Origin of the sequence: Olsenella porci (assembly GCF_009695875.1) — a bacterium.
Taxonomy (GTDB): Bacteria; Actinomycetota; Coriobacteriia; order Coriobacteriales; family Atopobiaceae; genus Olsenella_H; species Olsenella_H porci.
Window position 1 is genome coordinate 143,432 of the sequence record NZ_VUNC01000004.1, and the last position, 17,152, is coordinate 160,583.

General features: G+C 67.3%; 14 protein-coding genes. 6 read left to right on the plus strand and 8 right to left on the minus strand.

Annotated elements, in window-relative coordinates; genetic code table 11:
• Nucleotides 1–23: 23 nt before the first annotated feature.
• The 3 genes from FYJ68_RS06395 to FYJ68_RS06405 are packed head-to-tail and all read right to left on the minus strand — an operon-like array spanning nt 24 to nt 2,821.
• Complete coding sequence (locus tag FYJ68_RS06395) at nt 24–839, minus strand: lysophospholipid acyltransferase family protein (RefSeq protein WP_154435165.1); 816 nt, start codon at nt 837–839, stop codon at nt 24–26.
• Entirely contained in the window at nt 832–2,076 is a 1,245-nt protein-coding gene (locus FYJ68_RS06400; RefSeq protein WP_154435167.1) for a glycosyltransferase, read from the minus strand. Before FYJ68_RS06400 ends, FYJ68_RS06395 begins: the two co-directional genes overlap by 8 nt.
• Nucleotides 2,077–2,134: 58 nt before the next feature.
• Nucleotides 2,135–2,821 carry a hypothetical protein gene (locus FYJ68_RS06405; protein WP_154435169.1) on the minus strand — a complete coding sequence of 229 codons (687 nt, stop codon included), beginning with the start codon at nt 2,819–2,821 and terminating at the stop codon, nt 2,135–2,137.
• Nucleotides 2,822–3,041: 220 nt separating this feature from the next.
• Between FYJ68_RS06405 and FYJ68_RS06410 the strand changes: the two genes are divergently transcribed.
• From FYJ68_RS06410 to FYJ68_RS06420, 3 genes are all read left to right on the plus strand, one after another.
• The gene (locus tag FYJ68_RS06410; protein ID WP_154435171.1) at nt 3,042–3,383 is read left to right on the plus strand and encodes a hypothetical protein; all 342 of its coding nucleotides are present in this window, start codon (nt 3,042–3,044) and stop codon (nt 3,381–3,383) included.
• Between the two features lie 62 nt (nt 3,384–3,445).
• Nucleotides 3,446–4,546 carry an NADH:flavin oxidoreductase gene (locus FYJ68_RS06415; RefSeq protein ID WP_154435173.1) on the plus strand — a complete coding sequence of 367 codons (1,101 nt, stop codon included), beginning with the start codon at nt 3,446–3,448 and terminating at the stop codon, nt 4,544–4,546.
• Between the two features lie 105 nt (nt 4,547–4,651).
• Nucleotides 4,652–7,273 (plus strand): DEAD/DEAH box helicase, encoded by a 2,622-nt coding sequence (locus tag FYJ68_RS06420; RefSeq protein ID WP_154435175.1) that lies wholly within the window; start codon nt 4,652–4,654, stop codon nt 7,271–7,273.
• 39 nt (nt 7,274–7,312) lie between these two features.
• On the opposite strand, the gene FYJ68_RS06425 is transcribed toward FYJ68_RS06420, so the two are convergent.
• Complete coding sequence (locus FYJ68_RS06425; protein WP_154435177.1) at nt 7,313–8,095, minus strand: 2,3-bisphosphoglycerate-dependent phosphoglycerate mutase; 783 nt, start codon at nt 8,093–8,095, stop codon at nt 7,313–7,315.
• Nucleotides 8,096–8,229: 134 nt separating this feature from the next.
• On the opposite strand from FYJ68_RS06425, the gene FYJ68_RS06430 reads away from it, so the two are divergent.
• On the plus strand, nt 8,230–9,957 hold the full coding sequence (locus tag FYJ68_RS06430) for a DUF6020 family protein (RefSeq protein ID WP_154435179.1): 1,728 nt from the start codon (nt 8,230–8,232) through the stop codon (nt 9,955–9,957).
• Nucleotides 9,958–10,415: 458 nt separating this feature from the next.
• On the plus strand, nt 10,416–11,816 hold the full coding sequence (locus FYJ68_RS06435; protein WP_229772080.1) for an MATE family efflux transporter: 1,401 nt from the start codon (nt 10,416–10,418) through the stop codon (nt 11,814–11,816).
• A gap of 176 nt (nt 11,817–11,992) precedes the next feature.
• Here the strand turns inward: FYJ68_RS06435 and FYJ68_RS06440 are convergent, their stop codons facing one another.
• Genes FYJ68_RS06440 through FYJ68_RS10215 form a run of 3 tightly spaced genes read right to left on the minus strand, consistent with a single transcriptional unit; the run spans nt 11,993 to nt 13,711 of the window.
• Nucleotides 11,993–12,229: a hypothetical protein gene (locus tag FYJ68_RS06440; protein ID WP_154435183.1), complete on the minus strand. Its 237-nt coding sequence runs from the start codon at nt 12,227–12,229 to the stop codon at nt 11,993–11,995.
• Between the two features lie 2 nt (nt 12,230–12,231).
• On the minus strand, nt 12,232–12,810 hold the full coding sequence (locus tag FYJ68_RS06445; RefSeq protein WP_326832250.1) for a xanthine phosphoribosyltransferase: 579 nt from the start codon (nt 12,808–12,810) through the stop codon (nt 12,232–12,234).
• Nucleotides 12,811–12,856: 46 nt separating this feature from the next.
• Nucleotides 12,857–13,711, minus strand: a complete 855-nt coding sequence (locus FYJ68_RS10215; protein ID WP_229772081.1) for an HAD hydrolase family protein — start codon at nt 13,709–13,711, stop codon at nt 12,857–12,859.
• 610 nt (nt 13,712–14,321) lie between these two features.
• Between FYJ68_RS10215 and FYJ68_RS06455 the strand changes: the two genes are divergently transcribed.
• The gene (locus tag FYJ68_RS06455; protein WP_154435189.1) at nt 14,322–16,457 is read left to right on the plus strand and encodes a HelD family protein; all 2,136 of its coding nucleotides are present in this window, start codon (nt 14,322–14,324) and stop codon (nt 16,455–16,457) included.
• 69 nt (nt 16,458–16,526) lie between these two features.
• On the opposite strand, the gene FYJ68_RS06460 is transcribed toward FYJ68_RS06455, so the two are convergent.
• Nucleotides 16,527–17,135 (minus strand): cysteine peptidase family C39 domain-containing protein, encoded by a 609-nt coding sequence (locus FYJ68_RS06460; RefSeq protein WP_154435191.1) that lies wholly within the window; start codon nt 17,133–17,135, stop codon nt 16,527–16,529.
• Between the last annotated feature and the right edge of the window lie 17 nt (nt 17,136–17,152).

Consider the following 17,152-nt stretch of genomic DNA (forward strand, 5'->3'; position numbering starts at 1 on the left):
CGGGACGCCACGCCCTCCCCTGCTCAGTCCCCCACGGCACCCGCTCGCAGGGCGGCATCCATGGCCTGCCAGCAACGCTCGGCGAGGTCGTAGGTAGCATCGACCCTCCCCAGCGACTCATCCGGGTAGATGGCGGGCAAACACGTGAGCGTGAGGCACGGCTTGCGCTTGAGGACGCGCCAGAGCCCCCTTCGCTCGCGCTGAGTAATCACCATGGGGAGCACGGGCACGTGGTTCCTCACGGCGAGGTTGAAGGCGCCGGTGGCGAAGGCACGCAGGTCCCGATGGTACGGCAGCAGCGCCGTCTCGGGATACACGTGGACCACGTCGCCGTGCCCGAGGGCGTCGCCCATCGCCACAACGAGCTCGTGGAGCTGCCGATGGTTGGGCGAGAGCGGAACCGCTCCGCCCCAGCGCACGAACTGCCCGGAGAGCGCGATGGAGAAGTTGCTCTCGATGCTGAGGAGATAGACGCGGTGCCCCCGCAGTGCCTGGAGGACCATGCCGCAGTCGAGCGTCTGGACGTGGTTGCACACGCTCACGAAGCCGCCTTGCAGGGCACGCACGTTCTCGCGCCCACGCAGCTTGAACCCCAGGAACAGGCGCGTCACCACACAGGCGGCCGCGTCGAGGATGGCGCGGAACACGTGGTATCCCACGACCTGCGACCTGCTGCGACGCAGGTAGTCGTATCCCAACGGGGTCGAGAAGGTCCCCCAATGCGGCATCTCGACCACGTGCTCGGGCTTGACCTCGCTCACGTGGAGGGGGTTCACCCGAACGCGACGGGAGGGGTTGATGCCGGATGCCGCGCCCCTCTCCCCTACCTGGTCATGCATCGCCGTCGCCCTCTGCCTCGGGAAGAGACGACGACGGAGGGATAGCCATCTCGTCGACGATCCCGGGCGCGGGAGTCCTGCCGGCGTGCGCGTCGTCGACCGCCTTGCAGAGCATGCGTTCGAACCGGCTGACGCACGCGCCCACCCGATAGCGTTCCGCGAGCCTTGCGTACTCCTGGCCCATGCGCTCGCGCTCGTCCGGGTGCTCGAGCCACCAGTCCACCTGGCTCGCCAGGCTCGCGGGATCGCCCGCCCTGAACAGGGACCGGTCGCACAGCGCAAACTGGGACGTGGCGGAGAGGGGCGAATTAGCAATCACGGGAACCAACCCGGTGGCAAATGCCTCCATGCAGCTCATGGCCTCTGTCTCCATGTCAGACGCGTGCACGTACAGATCGGTCATCGAGAGCAGGTCGTGGAGTTGGGCCTGCGAGAGGAACCCAAAGCGGACGTCGACCCCCAGCGAGTCGGCAAGCCGGCGCAGGCGACGCTCGGTGGGACCCTGCCCGGCAAGGACCAGCACGATCGTGGCGCGATGGCGGGAGCGAGCGATGGCACGGATCACGACGTCCTGCCGCTTCTCCACCGAGTAGCGGCCCACCATGGTCACCACGAGCCGGCCCTGGAGCGAGGGTTCCTTGGAGATGCGCCGGTACGCGTACGAGTCGTCGATGCCGTTGCTGATTACGTGCAGCGCGTTGGTGTAGCCGTGGTCGACCAGCTGGCGGGCGATCATCATGCTCGGGCACTGGACGTGGTCCACGTACTGGTATAGATACCTCCAGAACAGGCGAAAGATGAGGTCGTTGAGAGGGGCGAACTTCCCAAGGTGGATGGAGCTGGAGAGGTTTTGGGGCTGGACGTGGAACGCCGCGGTGGCGGGAACGCCCATCTCGCGCGCGATCCGCGCGGCATGGTACGCGAGGTCCGACGGCATGAGCAGGTGGACCACGTCGCACCAGGCAAGCGCCTCGCGCAGCGAGACGTCGTCCGGGCGCGCGAAGGCCATGCCCTGCTCGTCGATGAGGTGCTGGATCAAAGGGTAGCGCAGCTCCCCCTGGGGATAGACGCCGAGAGGGGCGCGGGCGGCGGAGTCAGGGTCCGCCCTGCAGACCACGCGGACCTCGTGGCCGTTGTGGGCGAGCTCCCTGGCAAAGCGCTCCGACGTGATGGTGGTGCCGTTGTTGGCGCCGAGGAACTGGTCCATCACCATGAGGACCCTCACCTGCGCCTTCACCTCCCCTCTCGCCCGACGCGTGCCACGCACTGCCGGTTGCCGCAGTCCGTCTCGCCCGCTACTTGGGGAACACGCCCGTGATGGCGGTCTTGGTGTAGTTGTACTCCGCCATCGAGACGTCGTCAGCGCTCACAGCGGCCTTCACGTCATCGTAGCTTAGCTGGCCTCCGGTGGAGAGGTCCACGAGGGTCGCGGCGGACTCGTCGCTCAGGCCGGGGAGGGAGTCGGACTTGATGAGGTACGGGAAGTTAGTGGTCCACACCTCCACGGTACCGCTGCCGCAGCGGAAGTAGGCAACCAGATGGTTGGCGATGTCACCAGCGACCTGCGGCTCCGTCTCGTCGACGTAGCTGAGGGTCATGAGCCGGCCCTGGTCATGCACGTCCTTGGAGTAGATCGTCGCCTCGTCGCCGTTGACCTCCACATCTACCTTGCCCTTCCAGTAGGAGGGGAGGTCGAACGAGTACGAGTCGAGTTCGACGTCGTGTGCGGCGTTCGCCTGCGACGAGCCAGAGCCGGCGGCGGAGTCAGCCTTGGAGTCCGCCTTCGCAGGGGTGGACGACGGGACCGAGTCCTCCTTGGTCACCTTCGAGTCCGACACCGACGGGTCGGTGACGACCACGCCGGAGTCGGTCGCCGCGTCCGTGCTGCCGGTGCCCACCGAGCACCCGGAGAGGAGCGCCGCCACCGTGGCCGTCGCGGCAATCGTGCCTGCCAGTGCCTTCACCCGCGAGCCTGCAACCATGAGCCTCTCCCCCCTGCCCTGACGGATGCCTCCGCGCGAACCTGCAACCTTCCTGACAAGTTCATTGTCCCCCAAGGCGGGCGTCCCATGCAGCGGTCCTGGGGATGGGAACGACAGCTGGACGCCTTCGCTGGGCACGCGGGTGCATGAGAACAGGAGTAGTCTCGTGGAGTCGGCAATTTGACGTGGTTGGCAGATGCATGCGCCGAGAGGAGACACGATGGACGAGAGCGACGAGGAGCTTGCCGAGCGCCTGAGGAGGGACCTCGAGGCCAGCGGGAGGAGGACGGCTTTTCCGGACGGCCCGGACGAACGCCCTGCGGAGGGGGACGCGCAGGTCTCTCCCCAAACCTTTGGCCACATTGCGGGCCAGGGTTCCGGCGCCCAGGGGGACGTCCCCGACACTGAGGACCTGCAGAGCCCGTTCTTCCAGGCAATGAACGCGTATCGGGCGGCGCGGAACTCGGGTGACCGCGAGGCGATGGCCGAGGCTGAGAGGATCCTCCACGACGTGGTTCGCGACGAGCTCAGGGGCGGCGACACGTGCCCAGACGAGGGATAGGGGATCCATGGTCAGAGTCCATTGCCGCTGAGGACGGGTCGTCGCACACACCCGGGCGAGAGGTGACCGCCACGACTGCCGAGGTGTGTTCGTCTGGGAGAGACGACTCCCCCGCGTTAGCCGCCCCCACCGAGGGCAGCCGGACCCCCTCGCTCGCGGACGACGTGGCGGTTGGCCCCGTCACCCTCCACGGCAGGCTGGCGATACCGCCCATGGCGTGCGGGAGGGCGTCGCGAAGCGGCGAGGTCACCGAGGCGCTGCTCGCCCGCGACCGGCGTCTTCTGCAGGGCGGCGCCCCGGGCGTGCTCTCGCTCGTAACGCTCGAGCACCACTACGTGAGCCCCGAGGGCAGGGCCACGCCGGGCCAGCCGTCCGCAAGCCGCGACCGTGACGTGAATGGCCTCTCCCGCGAGGCAGACGTGGTCCACGCCAGCGGGGCCAGGGCATTTCTGCAGCTGAGCCATGCCGGGTCGGCGGCGTCCTCGCGCCTGACGGGCCAGCCCACGCTCGCGGCAAGCGCCGTCGCCTGCCCGGGCGCCAAGCACGGCCACGAGCTCCCCCGCGCCATGACCGAGCAGGAGGCGGAGAGGGTCGTGGCCGATTTCGCCCGCGCCGCCGCTCGCGCGCGGCTGGCGGGATTTGATGGCGTGGAGGTTCACACCGCCCACGGCTACCTGCTCGACCAGTTTCTCTCCCCTCTCACCAACCACCGCACCGACCACTGGGGCGGCAGTCTGGAGGGAAGGGCCCGCCTGCTGCTCCGCGTAGTGGGGGCCGTGCGCCAGGCGCTTGGGACGGGGATGGCACTCTCGGTCCGCCTCGGCGCGTGCGACTACCTGCCGGGAGGTCTCACCATCGACGACGGCGTGCAGGTTGCCCGCTGGTGCGAGGCCCGCGGTGCCGACCTGCTGAGCGTCTCCGGCGGCATGTGCTACTACTCCCGCGTGGGGCATGACGAGCCAGGCTGGTTTGCCGACGCCTCCCGTGCGGTGCGTGCGGCGGTCGGCGTCCCCGTGATGCTTGCGGGAGGCGTGCGCACCCTGGCCCAGGCGCAGGACCTCGTCCGCGGAGGCGCATGCGACCTGGTGGGCGTGGGGCGCGCCATCGCGAACAACCCCAAGTGGCTGGCCCGCGAGCTCAGGCGGCAGGGCCTCTCCCGTTAGCCGGAACGCACGCCATGACACGCCAGCGCAACCCGCCCCACGCGTGGGGCGGGGGATGCCCAACGGCTATACTCAGTCCCTGAAAGCGAGGCAGGCGGGAGGGCCATGGCAGACATCGACGCGCGCGACGCGGCAGGCGAGACGGACGAGGCACGCGGGGAGGGGGACGTCTCACTGGGGCAGCTGGTCCCCTGGCCCGACGACGAGCACTTTCCCAACATCCCGCCCGAGGACGCCCTGGAGCTCTTCCTGGGCTGGGTCGAGAGCCACGGGATCACCCCCTGGGACCACCAGGAGGAGGCGCTCCTCGACCTGGCCGCCGGGGACAACGTGATCCTGGGGACCCCCACGGGCTCGGGCAAGTCGCTCGTGGCCCTGGGCATGTGCTTCATCGCCATGTGCACCGACCGCCGCAGCTACTACACGGCCCCCATCAAGGCGCTGGTGAGCGAGAAGTTCTTCGAGATGGTGGACGTGCTCGGGCGCGACAACGTGGGCATGATCACGGGCGATGTGACGATAAACCCGCAGGCACCGGTCGTGTGCTGCACCGCCGAGATCCTGGCCAACCTCGCCCTCGCCGAGGGGGAGCGCGCGGACGTGGGCTGCGTCGCAATGGACGAGTTCCACTTCTACGGCGACCGCGACCGCGGCTGGGCCTGGCAGGTGCCCCTCCTCACCCTCCCCCACGTGCAGTTCCTGCTCATGAGCGCCACGCTGGGAGACGTCACGCAGATTGCCGAGTCGCTAGAGCTCCACACCGGCCGCCCCGTGGACCGCATCCTCGACGCTCCGCGCCCCGTGCCCCTCTCGTACGAGTTTGTGGAGACGGGCCTGGAGGCCACGGTCGAGCGCGCCCTCAACGACGGCGACGCGCCCGTCTACATCGTCCACTTTGCCCAGGACAGCGCCCTCGCCAGCGCCCAGTCGCTCGCGAGCTACGGCGTGAGCACCCGCGAACAGCGCGACGCCATCAAGGCGGCGGTCGCCGGGACCCGCTTCACCACCACCTTTGGCAAGACATTGCGGAGGCTGCTGCTTCAGGGCGTGGGCGTCCACCACGCAGGCATGCTCCCCCGCTACCGCCTGCTGGTGGAGAAGCTCGCACAGCAGGGGCTGCTCCCCGTGATCTGCGGCACCGACACGCTTGGCGTGGGCATCAACGTGCCCATCCACACCGTCTTGCTTACCTCGCTCACCAAGTTCGACGGCAGGAGGCAGCGCCGTCTCAACGCGCGCGAGTTCCACCAGATCGCCGGCCGCGCGGGTCGCTCTGGCTTTGACACCGAGGGCCTGGTCATCGCCCAGGCGACCATCTACGACATCGAGAAGGCACGCGCCCTCGCAAAGGCGGGCGGCGACCCCAAGAAGGCCCGGAGCATCAAGACCAAGAAGCCGCCCGCGGGCTTTGTGGGCTGGAACGAGCAGACCTTCCAGCACCTCATCGAGGCTGCGCCCGAGACCCTGCACCCCCACATGAAGGTCACGCACTCCATGGTCCTCTCCGAGGTGGAGCAGGGCGGCGACGCCCACGCGCGCGTCATGCGGCTGATCGACGACTCCAACCAGACCGACGAGCAGAAGCTCCGCCTGGTGACCCGCGCGGACGAGATCTTCGCCACCCTCATTGACGCCGGCGTGGTCGAGAGGCGCGAGGCGGAGGGAGAGAACGGCGAGACGACCGTGGAGTACGGCCTGACCGTCGACCTTCCGGAGGACTTTGCCCTGGACCAGCCCCTCTCGCCCTTCCTCCTCGCGGCACTGGAACTGCTGGACCGCGAGAGCGACACCTACGCGCTGGACGTGATCAGCATGGTCGAGGCCACGCTCGAGGACCCGCGCCAGATCCTGCGCGTGCAGGAGCGCCAGGCGAGGGACCGCGCCATGGCCCAGATGAAGGCCGACGGGGTGGACTACGACGAGAGGATCGACCGCATCCAGGAGGTCACCTACCCCAAGCCGCTGGAGGAGCTTCTCCAGGCGGCCTTTGCCCAGTACTGCGAGAAGGTGCCCTGGGCAAGCGACTTCGAGCTCTCGCCCAAGAGCGTCCTGCGCGACATGGTCGAGACCGCCAGCGACTTCAAGGGCTACGTGGCACGCTACGGCATCGCCCGGAGCGAGGGCACGCTGCTGCGCTACCTGAGCGACGCCTACCGCGTGCTCGACCGCACGGTCCCGGCGGACAAACTGGACGAGCGCCTTCAGGACATCGTGCACTGGCTGGGCCTTGTGGTGCGCACCGTGGACTCCTCGCTGGTGGACGAGTGGTCGCAGGCCGAGACGGACGAGGGCGCGGGCGCCGAGCTCGCCGCGCCGGATGCGGACGTGGTGGTGCGCGACCGCCGCGCCGTGACGTTGCTGGTTCGCAACGCCCTCTGGCGCCGTGTGAGGCTCGCCGCCGTGCGGGACGAGGCGGGACTGGGCGAGCTGGACGGCGACTGGGGTTGGCGCGAGGCCCGCTGGCGCGACGCGCTGGACGGCCTGTACGACGAGCACGAGGAGATTCTCCTCGACGGGGACGCTCACAGCTCGCGCTACCTGGTGGTGGACGAGACCGACGAGCGCAAGGACCACGTGTGGCACGTGCGGCAGATGTTCCACGACTCGGACGGCGACGACGACTTTGGCATCGCGGCAGACGTGGACCTGGACGCCACGCAGGACGAGGGCTCCGTGGTCTTCTCCAACTACCGCGTGGGCTTTGTGGAGGACCTGCTGCATCCGTAGGGTGGGGCCTGGGGTCGGGAGGGTCGCCCCTCTCCCCCGCTATGCCAGCGAGCGGACCTCGGCCATTCCCGCCTCCGCCGCCTCCGGGTCAAGGTAGCGGCCCTCTCCCCTCACCTGCAGGCCACCAAAGGCGTCCACCCTAAAGTCGTACACGCGCGGGATGCCCGTGGGGACGTTGACGTGGACGATCTGGTCGTCCGAGACGCCCTCGATGACCTTGATGAGCGACCGCACCACCGAGCCGTGCGTGACCACCAGCACCGTGCTCCCCTGCAGGAGCACGGGCACCACGTATGCCTGCCAGAAGGGCTCCAGACGGGCGATCACGTCCTTCAGGCACTCGCTCCGGATGGCGCTGGGGTCGGGGCCGCCCAGCGCGTCACCCGCGGCGGCGGAGTAGCGCGGGTCGCCTCCGGTGAAGTACGGGGACGACGGGTCGATCTGCGGCGGGCGCACGTCAAAGCTCCTGCGGTAGGCCTGGAACAGCTCGTCGCCGTACCGCTCTCGCATGGCGGGACGCGTCTGGCCCTGGAAGGCCCCGTAGTGCCGCTCGTTGAGCCTCCAGGTGCGGATCACGGGAATCCACATGCGGTCGAGCACGTCCAGGGCGATGTCTGCCGAGACGATCGTGCGACGCAGCAGCGACGTGAAGAGCGCGTCGGGCGCGATGCCCTCCGCCGCCATGAGCTCGCCGGCGTGGCGCGCCTGCTCCCTCCCCCGCTCGGTGAGGGGGACGTCCACCCAGCCGGCAAAGCGGTTCTGGGTCTTGTCCGTCCAGACGCTCTCCCCATGCCTCATGACCACGAGCCGTGCGTTCCTCATGACCGCTCCCCTCTCCCTGGCCCCATTGTCGCACAGGCCGAGGGGGATGCCGGGACCCGTGATGCTAGAATTACCTGCATGTCTGTCGTGCCGGCCGTGCTGGTCGCCCCAATTTCGAACCCGAAAGACCATCCATGCCCAACCCCATCAAGTTCGCGCGCTCGCTCCACGCCAAGAAGCCGCGCGCCATGCGCTATGCCACCTGCCTCGCCGCGGTCATCGCGGTTGTCACCGCCGTCTCCACCATGGCCAACTGCGGAGACGGCATCAACTTTCAGCCGTCCTCATACCTGGAGGGGCTCCTCTCGCTGGTGGGGACCTTCGCGGTGTTCTGGTGCCTCCTTGCCGCCGTCGTCTTCCTGTGGGAGCCGGCGAGGCACATCATGAGCTCGCGTCACGACCGCCTAATCGACGCCGCCCCGCTCTCCCTCAACGGGCGAGACGTGCGCAGGCTCACCCTCGTGATTCTCGCCGCCTGGGCCATCTGGGTCATCCCCGCCCTGCCCTGCATGACCGACTGGGACACGCTCCACCAGATTGCGCAGACCACGACGTCGGCGCCAACCTACTACGCCGCCCGTGCCGTCAGCGTGGTGATCGACCACAAGTACATCGACCACGACCCCTTCCTCACCACGCTCGTCTACGGGGCCGCACACGACCTTGGCCAGGCGCTGGGAGACCAGCGCATCGGCTACGGTGCGTTCGTGCTGCTGCAGACGGTGCTCTCCGCGACCGTGCTCGCCACCACCACCTGCTACCTGGAGCGCCTGCGCGTCCCGCGCGTGCTGCGCCTCGCCGTCGCGGTCTTCACCTGCGTCTTCGTCCCCTATGCTCGCTATGCCGCGGATATGCTCAAGGACTCGCTCTTCGCGCCGTTCTTCCTGGCATTCCTCCTGTGCTACTGCGAGGCCGCACGCACGCGCGGCGAGTTCCTCCGGCGCCCGCGCAACCTGGTTGCGACCATTGCGTTCTCAACCCTCTCCATCCTCACCAAGAAGGTCGGCATCTACGTCGTGGTTCCCTCCCTCCTGGTGCTCCTGCCGCTCTGCCGCCCTGCCTGGGGGCGCGCCCTCGTGGCGCTTGCCGTCCCCGTGGCGCTGGGGGTCGTCGCATTCCCCGCACTGAGCTACGCCTGCTTTGACCTGGCGCCCGGCGGCAGGCAGGAGAGCCTGGGCTTCACCATGCAGCAGGTCGCCACGGTCCTCAAGTACGACGGGGACTCCGTGAGTCAGGAGGACAAGGAGGTGATCGAGCGCATCATGCCCATAGGCCAGGTGCTCAAGGTCTACGACCCCACCTTTATCGACCCCACCAAGAACCTGTACGAGTGGGACGCGTCGAGCGAGGACGTGCGTGCCTACCTCAAGGCATGGGTGCGCCTGGGGCTCACGCACCCCTGGCACTACATCCAGTCAACGGTGAAGGTGGCGGGGAGCCTGTTCATCCCGTCCACGCCCATCCAGATTCCCGTCACCTCGTGCGAGGAGGCCGTCCCCGCGCTCGACGGGTACGAGGGCGACACGGGGATCGACACCACGCAACCCTATGCCCTGAAGCAGCTCAACGACGCTGCAAGCGGCTATTACTACAACACGCTCCTCCAGCTGGTCCCCCAGGCCCTCAAGATTGGCACCTACGGCGGGCTGCTGCCCCTTCTCGCCCTGTTTGCCGCGCTCTATCGCCGCAACCGCTCCGGGGCAGTGATGGTCCCCATCGCGCTTGCCAGCCTGTCGATGCTCGTGTGCCCTGGCGCCATCACCCGCTACGCGCTCCCGCTGATGTACGCGACCCCCCTCATGCTGGGGCTGATCCTCTCGCCCCAGGCGCCAGCGGAGGGAGTCTCATCCAAGAGGGGCTAGGGAGCTGTGCTGGCATTACCCGCGTCAGCGGTTACCGACGTCGGCGGGATGTTCTGCGGGAGCAGCAAAACCACACCCGACCAAAGTGCTCGAAGAGGGGCGAGAGGGGCCGGCCTCGTGCGGATTATTGTCGCCCAATCCACAAGAGGGCTAGCAAGATTAAGCAGACGACTCAAAAACCCGCATGAGGCCTAGCGATACTAAACAGGCGGCTCCAAAATACGCATGAGGGCTAGGGGGTTAAGCACCGTGCACCGCAATCAACACGAGCCCGGAGAAGGTTAAGCGGGCACTCCGCACCCGCACGGGAACCGTTACCTTTTCCAAGCCTTCCAGCAGCCCAATAGCATGGATGCCCGCCGCCAGACACGACGCCATGCTGCCTGGTGCCTCATTCTCTGGGCATTCTTTTCCATGGCCGCCTGCTGCCTTGGCTCCCCAGGCGTACCATGGGGACCATGGCAGCAGGCGAGGACACGACACGCGAGAAGTTCAGGCAGATGACCCAGGAGCCCATCCGCCCCCTCATCCTATCCCTCGCGGCCCCGTCCATCCTCTCCAACCTGGTCACGAGCATCTACAACCTGAGCGACACGTTCTTCGTGAGTGGGCTCGGGACCTCTGCCGCGGGCGCCATCGGCATCTCGTTCGTAGTGATGACCGCCATCCAGGCAGTGGGGTTTTGCATGGGCCAGGGCACGGGCGGAGCCATCGCCCGCTACCTGGGAGCCAAGCGTAGGGAGCGGGCATGCGAGATTGCCAGCACGGGCCTGGCCTGCACCCTGGTCGCCGGGGCGGTCATCGCCCTCGTGGGCAACCTCCTCATCAATCCCATCTGCATGCTCGCGGGGTCCACCGCCACAATCCTCCCGTACGCTCGCACCTTCGTGGGAATCATCCTTCTGGGAGCACCCTTCATGTGCAGCTCCCTCATGCTCAACATGCAGCTCCGCTTTGAGGGAGAGGCCCTGTACTCCATGGTCGCCATCATGTCGGGCGCCGTCCTCAACATGTTCCTCACCCCGGTCCTCATCTATGTGGTGGGCATGGGTATAGCGGGAAGTGCCACGTCCACGGTGGTGTGCGAGGGGCTGAGCTTCCTGCTCCTGGTGCGTCAGATGCAGCGCGTTGGCATCACGCCCCTCTCGCCCCGCTGGGTCACCAGGCCCACGGGGGCCTTTGCCCAGGAGGTGGCAAACGGCGGACTTCCCTCATTCGTGCGCCAGGTCATGCTGGGCGTGGCGACCACGCTCCTCAACGGCGCGGCAAGGCCCTACGGGGACGCCGCCATCGCCGCCCTCGCCATCGTCCAGCGCATCACCGGCTTTGGCAACTACGTTCAGATTGGCATCGGCCAGGGCTTCCAGCCACTGATCGGCTACAACTACGGCGCCCGCAGGTATGAGCGCATCCGCGAGGGCTACTTCTTCTCGGTGCGCGTGGCCCTCGCCCTGGTCTTTGGCATCGGCATCCTCACCTGCGCGTTCGCCGAGCCCCTCATACGCCTCTTCTCGAGCGACCCCGAGGTCCTTGCCGTCGGCGTGCTCGCCCTCAGGGTCGAGAGCCTGACCATGCCCCTCACGGGCACGGCCATGATCACCAACTTCCTCCTGCAGACCACCGGCCGCATGTGGCGCGCGACCATCCTGGGCGCCTGCAGGCTCGGCCTGGTCCTGGCCCCGGTCGTCCTCGTGCTCCCCCACCTCATGGGCATCACGGGCGTCCAGCTCGCCCAGCCCGTCACCGACTGCGTCACCTTCTGTGTGACAATCCCCATGGCGTGGTCGATCCTCCGGGAGCTCCGCGAGGAGGAGGCGGGCACCAGGCTGGCCCCGTCCTTCTCCAAGGCGATGCACTAGCGGCGACGGCAGTCCTTCTCGCCTACATCGGGCATGGGGTCTCGCGCCACGTGCGCAACTACAAGTTCTACTCCATCTCGACCCACTGAGGCCGCAGGGGAGAGACACGACGCAACGAGGCCCCCTCGCCGACCCACCGGCCGCGAGGGGGCCTCCGTGGTGCACGATGCCCCCGCCTACTTTCTCCCGCCGCGGGGGCGGTGGTGCGTGAGGTGCCAGCCGCCGCAGTACTCGCAGCGGTACACGAAGATCTTGGGTGCGTCCTTTCTGCGCGAGCTCCTCTCGGCCGCCTTCTTGGCCTCGGCCTCGCTCGCGTAGCGGCGCTTCCTGGTGCAGGCCTTGAACTCGCCCGCGTCCTCGCCCTCCAGGCGGGTGTGCAACCCCTCGTCGCGCCTCGCCCTACCGCTGCCCATGGCTAGTCCCTAAAGGTGATGTCCCCGGTCTGGGGGTCCATCGATTCGACGATCGCCAGCGAGTCCACGCGGATACCGCGCTGGCGGAGACGGTCACCACCGGGCTGGAAGCCCTTCTCGATGGCAATCCCCACCCCCTCGACGGTGGCTCCTGCCGCGTCGCAGATCTGGAGCAGCCCGTCCATGGCGCAGCCGTTTGCCATGAAGTCGTCGATGACGAGCACGTGGTCGTCCGGCCCCAGGAAGCGGGTTGAGACGATGACGCTGTAGACCCTCTGGTGGGTGAACGAGCGCACGCTGGTGGCATAGTAGGTCCCGTCGATGTTGATGCTCTCGCTCTTCTTGGCGAAGACCGCAGGGACGCCAAACTCCTCCGCCACGACGGCCGCTATGCCGATGCCGCTCGCCTCGATGGTCAGGACCTTGTTGATGGGGGCGTCGGCAAAGTCCTGACGCCACTGCCTGGCCATTGCCCTGAAGAGGCCGATGTCCATCTGATGGTTGAGAAACGAGTCGACCTTGAGCACCTGGTCGCTCTTCACGACCCCATCACGCCTGATCCTCTCCTCAAGAAGCCTCACGGCTCCCCCTCCCCTCGTCGCGCGGAGCACTGGGCCCCAGTCGTTCCTATCCCTGCATGAACGCGGGAACGCCACCGGTCCCTGCCGCCTCGGCGATCTGGAGGAGGGCGTCGGCCACGGCGTCGTCCTTGCTCGCCCCGATGTGCCACGTCGCGGCCTGGCGGACCTCCTCGCTCGCATTTTCCACGGCAACAGAGTTGGGAAAGCCCTCTATCATGCCCAGGTCGTTCTCGGAGTCCCCGAAGGTCACCACCTCGTCGAGCCCGATGCCAAGGGCCTGCGCCAGGACGCGCACGCCAGACCCCTTGTCCCAGCCACGGGGCATTATGTCCACGATTGGGGCGATGTTGCTGGGGAGCACGAAGTCGAACGCTGGGAACTCGCTGCGGAGTGCGTCCCTCACCCAAACGAGGTGCTCCCTGCCCCCACCGCAGAACACGTTGGCCTTGATCTGGTCATGCGCAGGGACCTTCGCCCACACGTCGCGTGGGCCAAATGTCTGGGGATCACGCTCGATGCGGGCGGGATCGGCCGTGACGTAGTGGCCGCTCTCGCTGGGGACACCGTCCCCGTTGCCGTACAGCACGAGCGACGCGTCAACGGTGTTCTCGAGCACCCAGCGGGCAACGCGCGAGAGTTCCGCCGCGTCGAGCCACTCCTCGTGCACCAGTTCGCCGTCAAGGTAGACCATCTGGCCGTTGACAAAGGCGCCGGTGGCGTAGCACTCCTCCCTGCCATCGAACATCCACGACATCGCGTTGGGCACGCGCCCGCTCACCGGGCCAAAGTGCAGGCCGACAGAGAGCATCGCGTCGATGGCATCCAGGGCATAGTCGGTCACGCGAGGGTGGCACATCGCCTTGAGCGTGTCGTCCATGTCTGTGAGCGCTAGCTTGATCATGCGGTGACTGCCCCTCGCGATTCCTCTGATGGCTTGATAGCTTGGCCCGCCAAGACGGCAGGCCATTTCATCCTATCCCAAACAAGACGAGGCGGGCGACCCGCAGGTCGCCCGCCCTTGGATTTGGAACCTTGGCGATTACTTTGGTATCACCCGTTTCGCCATGTCTCAAAACCTGTTTGCTATGCACTTGTCGGTCATACTGGCCACGCCCGCACCCATTACTGGATGCCCAGCTCCTGCGTGGCGACACCGGCTCTTCCGTCTGCCTTCTGGCTTGTGCGATGCCTGTTCGCTTAACATGTTCCCGACGATGCGGGACTCCTACGCTAAGACGGGGCACTCGGTGTCATCCACGGGACGCCAAAAATACGGTTCCTCGCTGTTGATGGGCACCACCTCCCCAATCGTGCCGCCCGTAGGGGCGACTTCCTTGCTTGCTGCAATAATACCCCTGCCCAGGCAAATGTATCCCAATCTCTGGTCAACCTGGCGAACGGTCGGTTTTGGCCGCAGACGGCATGACGTCTCCCCCAAATGCGAGGGGACAGCCCCTCTCCCCTTGGACTAGAATTTTCTCTTCGGAATCTTGAGTGCACGGGAGGTTGCGATGTCCGATCCGGTGTTTGACGAGGAGCAGGCCCACCTGAGCGAGGTATACGCAAAGCTCGAGGCCATTCGCGACAGCCTCACGAGAGAGATCGAGGTCACCCACCGCGAGGCCGCCCAAGACCTGAGGGACATGAGCGAGGAGGTCCGCCTCAACTTCAGCAGCGCGGACGAGACCATGGAGACGCTCGCCGCCATCGAGACCCTCAACTCGGTCATCGACGCCTACAACCAGAACCACGACTTCACCGTGGACAAGCTGAGGCGCACCATCGCCCTTCTAGCCCAGCCCTACTTTGCCAAGGTCAGGCTTCAGATGCGCCCCGGCAGGCCGGCGCGTGACGTCTACATCGGCCTCGCGGGCGTCACGGACGAGAACCGCCGGCCCCTCATTGTGGACTGGCGCAGCCCCATCGCCGAGACGTACTACAACCAGCAGATGGGCCCCACCTCCTACCAGGTGGATGGGCGCACCCGCAATGTGAGCCTGGAGCTGCGCAGGCAGTTCGACATCACCCGCGACCACCTTAACGGCTACTTTGACACCACCGTGGCGATCGAGGACTCGCTGCTGCTTGGGGCCCTCCGCCGCCACCACACCGAGAAGCTCCAGGCGATCACGGCCACCATCCAGCGCGAGCAGAACGAGGTCGTGCGCCACTCCGACGTCCCGGTACTCCTCGTCAACGGCATCGCCGGCTCGGGCAAGACCTCGGTCCTCCTCCAGCGCATCGCCTTCCTGTTCTACGGCCAGAGGGACACGCTGCGGGCAGACCAGGTGGTCCTTCTCTCCCCCAACGACGTGTTCGCGCGCTACATCGACGCGGTGCTCCCCTCGCTGGGCGAGTCCAACCCGCAGATCATGACCTGGCGCGAGTGGGTCGCCAGGCTGGGGCTGGCGGACAGGGCGAGCGGGGCGGATGTCGACGCGGTGTCGCTCCGCGCCCTGGAGGAGGGGCTCCCCTCACTCACGCTGGAGGAGCAGGACTTTCGCGACGTGCGCGAGGGCGGGCTCTCGATGCTCAAGGCGTCCTCCATCGCCGCGTCGGTTCGAAAGTTCGAGCGCTTTGGCGTTGGGCCCAAGCTCATGACGCTGGTGCGCGAGGACCTGCGCTCCAAGCTCGAGCGCAGGATCACCCAGATATCCAAGAACGACGAGCTGCAGGAGGAGATGCTGGGGCTGGACGTCGAGCGCCAGGTGGAGGTGTTTGGCGAGACGATCGCACCCTCCGACGAGCGTGAGACCGACGCCCTGGCCAGGCGCTACGCCGAGTTCCTGTATGGCGGTGCCCGCACGCAGATCGACGACGCGAGCTGGCTCAGGTTTGACCGCGTGGGCATGCGCCTGACGGGCGGGAGGCCCCTTAGCGCCGCCGAGTACCTGTACCTCAAGATCCTGGTGACCGGCACGGGCGACGACGACGTGCGCTACGTGATGGTCGACGAGGTACAGGACTACACGCAGACCCAGCTCATGGTCCTGGCCAGCTACTTCCCGCGTGCCCACTTCCTGCTTCTGGGCGACCAGCACCAGGCCATCGTGGAGGGAAGCGCCAGCTTTGGGCAGATTGGCCAGGTGTTCGCCCAGACCCACGGCAGCGTGGAGGAGTGCCGCCTGCTCACGAGCTACCGCTCGTCTCCCGAGATCACCGAGCTGTTCTGCAGCCTGCTGCCCCCCGAGGAGCGCGTGACGCTGAGTTCGGTGCAGCGCCCCGGCGTGGACCCCGTCATCCGCGAGTGTCCCTCCGATGCCGGGGGATACCTGCAGGTGCTGCGCAGGATCGCCGAGGACGCGCATGCCAAGGAGGGGCTCTGCGCCATCGTTGCCCAGGACGGAGCACGCGCCAACTGGATAGCGAGGCAGCTGGGTGACCTGGCCCCGCTGGTGGGCAAGGGAGACACGCTCCCCAAGGAGGGCGTGGTCACGCTCGACCTCAGGCTCGCCAAGGGCCTGGAGTTTGACTCGGTCATCATCCCCGACGCGCAGGCCGAGGTCTACCCCGACGAACCCCTCGCGCGCAGGCGCCTCTACACCGCCGTAAGCCGTGCCATGCACGAGGTCACCATCCTGAGCCAGGGCCAGATGACCCCGCTCCTCTCCCCCTACCTCGCATCGCGCCAAGGCAAGAGGGACTAGCCAACCTGGCCCCAAAAGCCGACAGGCAAACATGCTGCGGGCTCATCCCGGTGGGGTGGGCCCGCCGCTCTAGTTCCGCGCCTCTGCCCCACGTGGTGACGTGCGCCACATGAGGACGGCCTCGGCCCCGCTCGCACAGGCGAAGGAATACTCGTGGTCATCCTCCGAGTCCATGACCTCGGGCCGAATCAGGCGGTTGTGAGAGAACGGGGCATCGGTGACCTGCATCACGCCAGGACCCCACTCCCTCTGGCCCGGGGCGCTCCAGAATGGGTCGAACACGCGCACGCAGCCGTCCTGGAACCCCGTGAGGACCACGTAGTGATCGACGTCCAGGCGCACGCCCGCCACGGCGACCCCACCCTGCCCCAGGCTCTCCCTGAGGGGCGATCCCTCGGCCAGGCTCACCTGCTGGCCGGTGATCCTCATGGCCCTGAGGGGGAAGCCGGTCCTGTCGGCGTAGTCCTGGAGCCAGAACGCAATGTGCGCCATCGCCATGCCAGACGTGCCGCCGTGATAGGCCAGCCCGTCGTAGTAGCGGTCGAGCGAGAGTGCGTAGACGCCCTTCAACACGTCGGGCGGGAGCTCGTCGCGGTCAAAGAGCACCGCGAGCGCGTTGAGCAGCGACGTGGGCCCGCAGTCGTAGTGTGTCACCTGGTACCTGAGCGGCGTTGGCATGCGCCTCATCTCCCCTT

What these genes read in the sequence shown, in the direction of transcription:
- FYJ68_RS06430 (WP_154435179.1), top strand. Translation starts at nt 8,230, where the DNA reads ATGCCCAACCCCATCAAGTTCGCGCGCTCGCTCCACGCCAAGAAGCCG.
- FYJ68_RS10215 (WP_229772081.1), bottom strand. Translation starts at nt 13,711, where the DNA reads ATGATCAAGCTAGCGCTCACAGACATGGACGACACGCTCAAGGCGATG.
- FYJ68_RS06420 (WP_154435175.1), top strand. Translation starts at nt 4,652, where the DNA reads ATGGCAGACATCGACGCGCGCGACGCGGCAGGCGAGACGGACGAGGCA.
- FYJ68_RS06440 (WP_154435183.1), bottom strand. Translation starts at nt 12,229, where the DNA reads ATGGGCAGCGGTAGGGCGAGGCGCGACGAGGGGTTGCACACCCGCCTG.
- FYJ68_RS06405 (WP_154435169.1), bottom strand. Translation starts at nt 2,821, where the DNA reads ATGGTTGCAGGCTCGCGGGTGAAGGCACTGGCAGGCACGATTGCCGCG.
- FYJ68_RS06455 (WP_154435189.1), top strand. Translation starts at nt 14,322, where the DNA reads ATGTCCGATCCGGTGTTTGACGAGGAGCAGGCCCACCTGAGCGAGGTA.
- FYJ68_RS06460 (WP_154435191.1), bottom strand. Translation starts at nt 17,135, where the DNA reads ATGCCAACGCCGCTCAGGTACCAGGTGACACACTACGACTGCGGGCCC.
- FYJ68_RS06410 (WP_154435171.1), top strand. Translation starts at nt 3,042, where the DNA reads ATGGACGAGAGCGACGAGGAGCTTGCCGAGCGCCTGAGGAGGGACCTC.
- FYJ68_RS06435 (WP_229772080.1), top strand. Translation starts at nt 10,416, where the DNA reads ATGGCAGCAGGCGAGGACACGACACGCGAGAAGTTCAGGCAGATGACC.
- FYJ68_RS06425 (WP_154435177.1), bottom strand. Translation starts at nt 8,095, where the DNA reads ATGAGGAACGCACGGCTCGTGGTCATGAGGCATGGGGAGAGCGTCTGG.
- FYJ68_RS06395 (WP_154435165.1), bottom strand. Translation starts at nt 839, where the DNA reads ATGCATGACCAGGTAGGGGAGAGGGGCGCGGCATCCGGCATCAACCCC.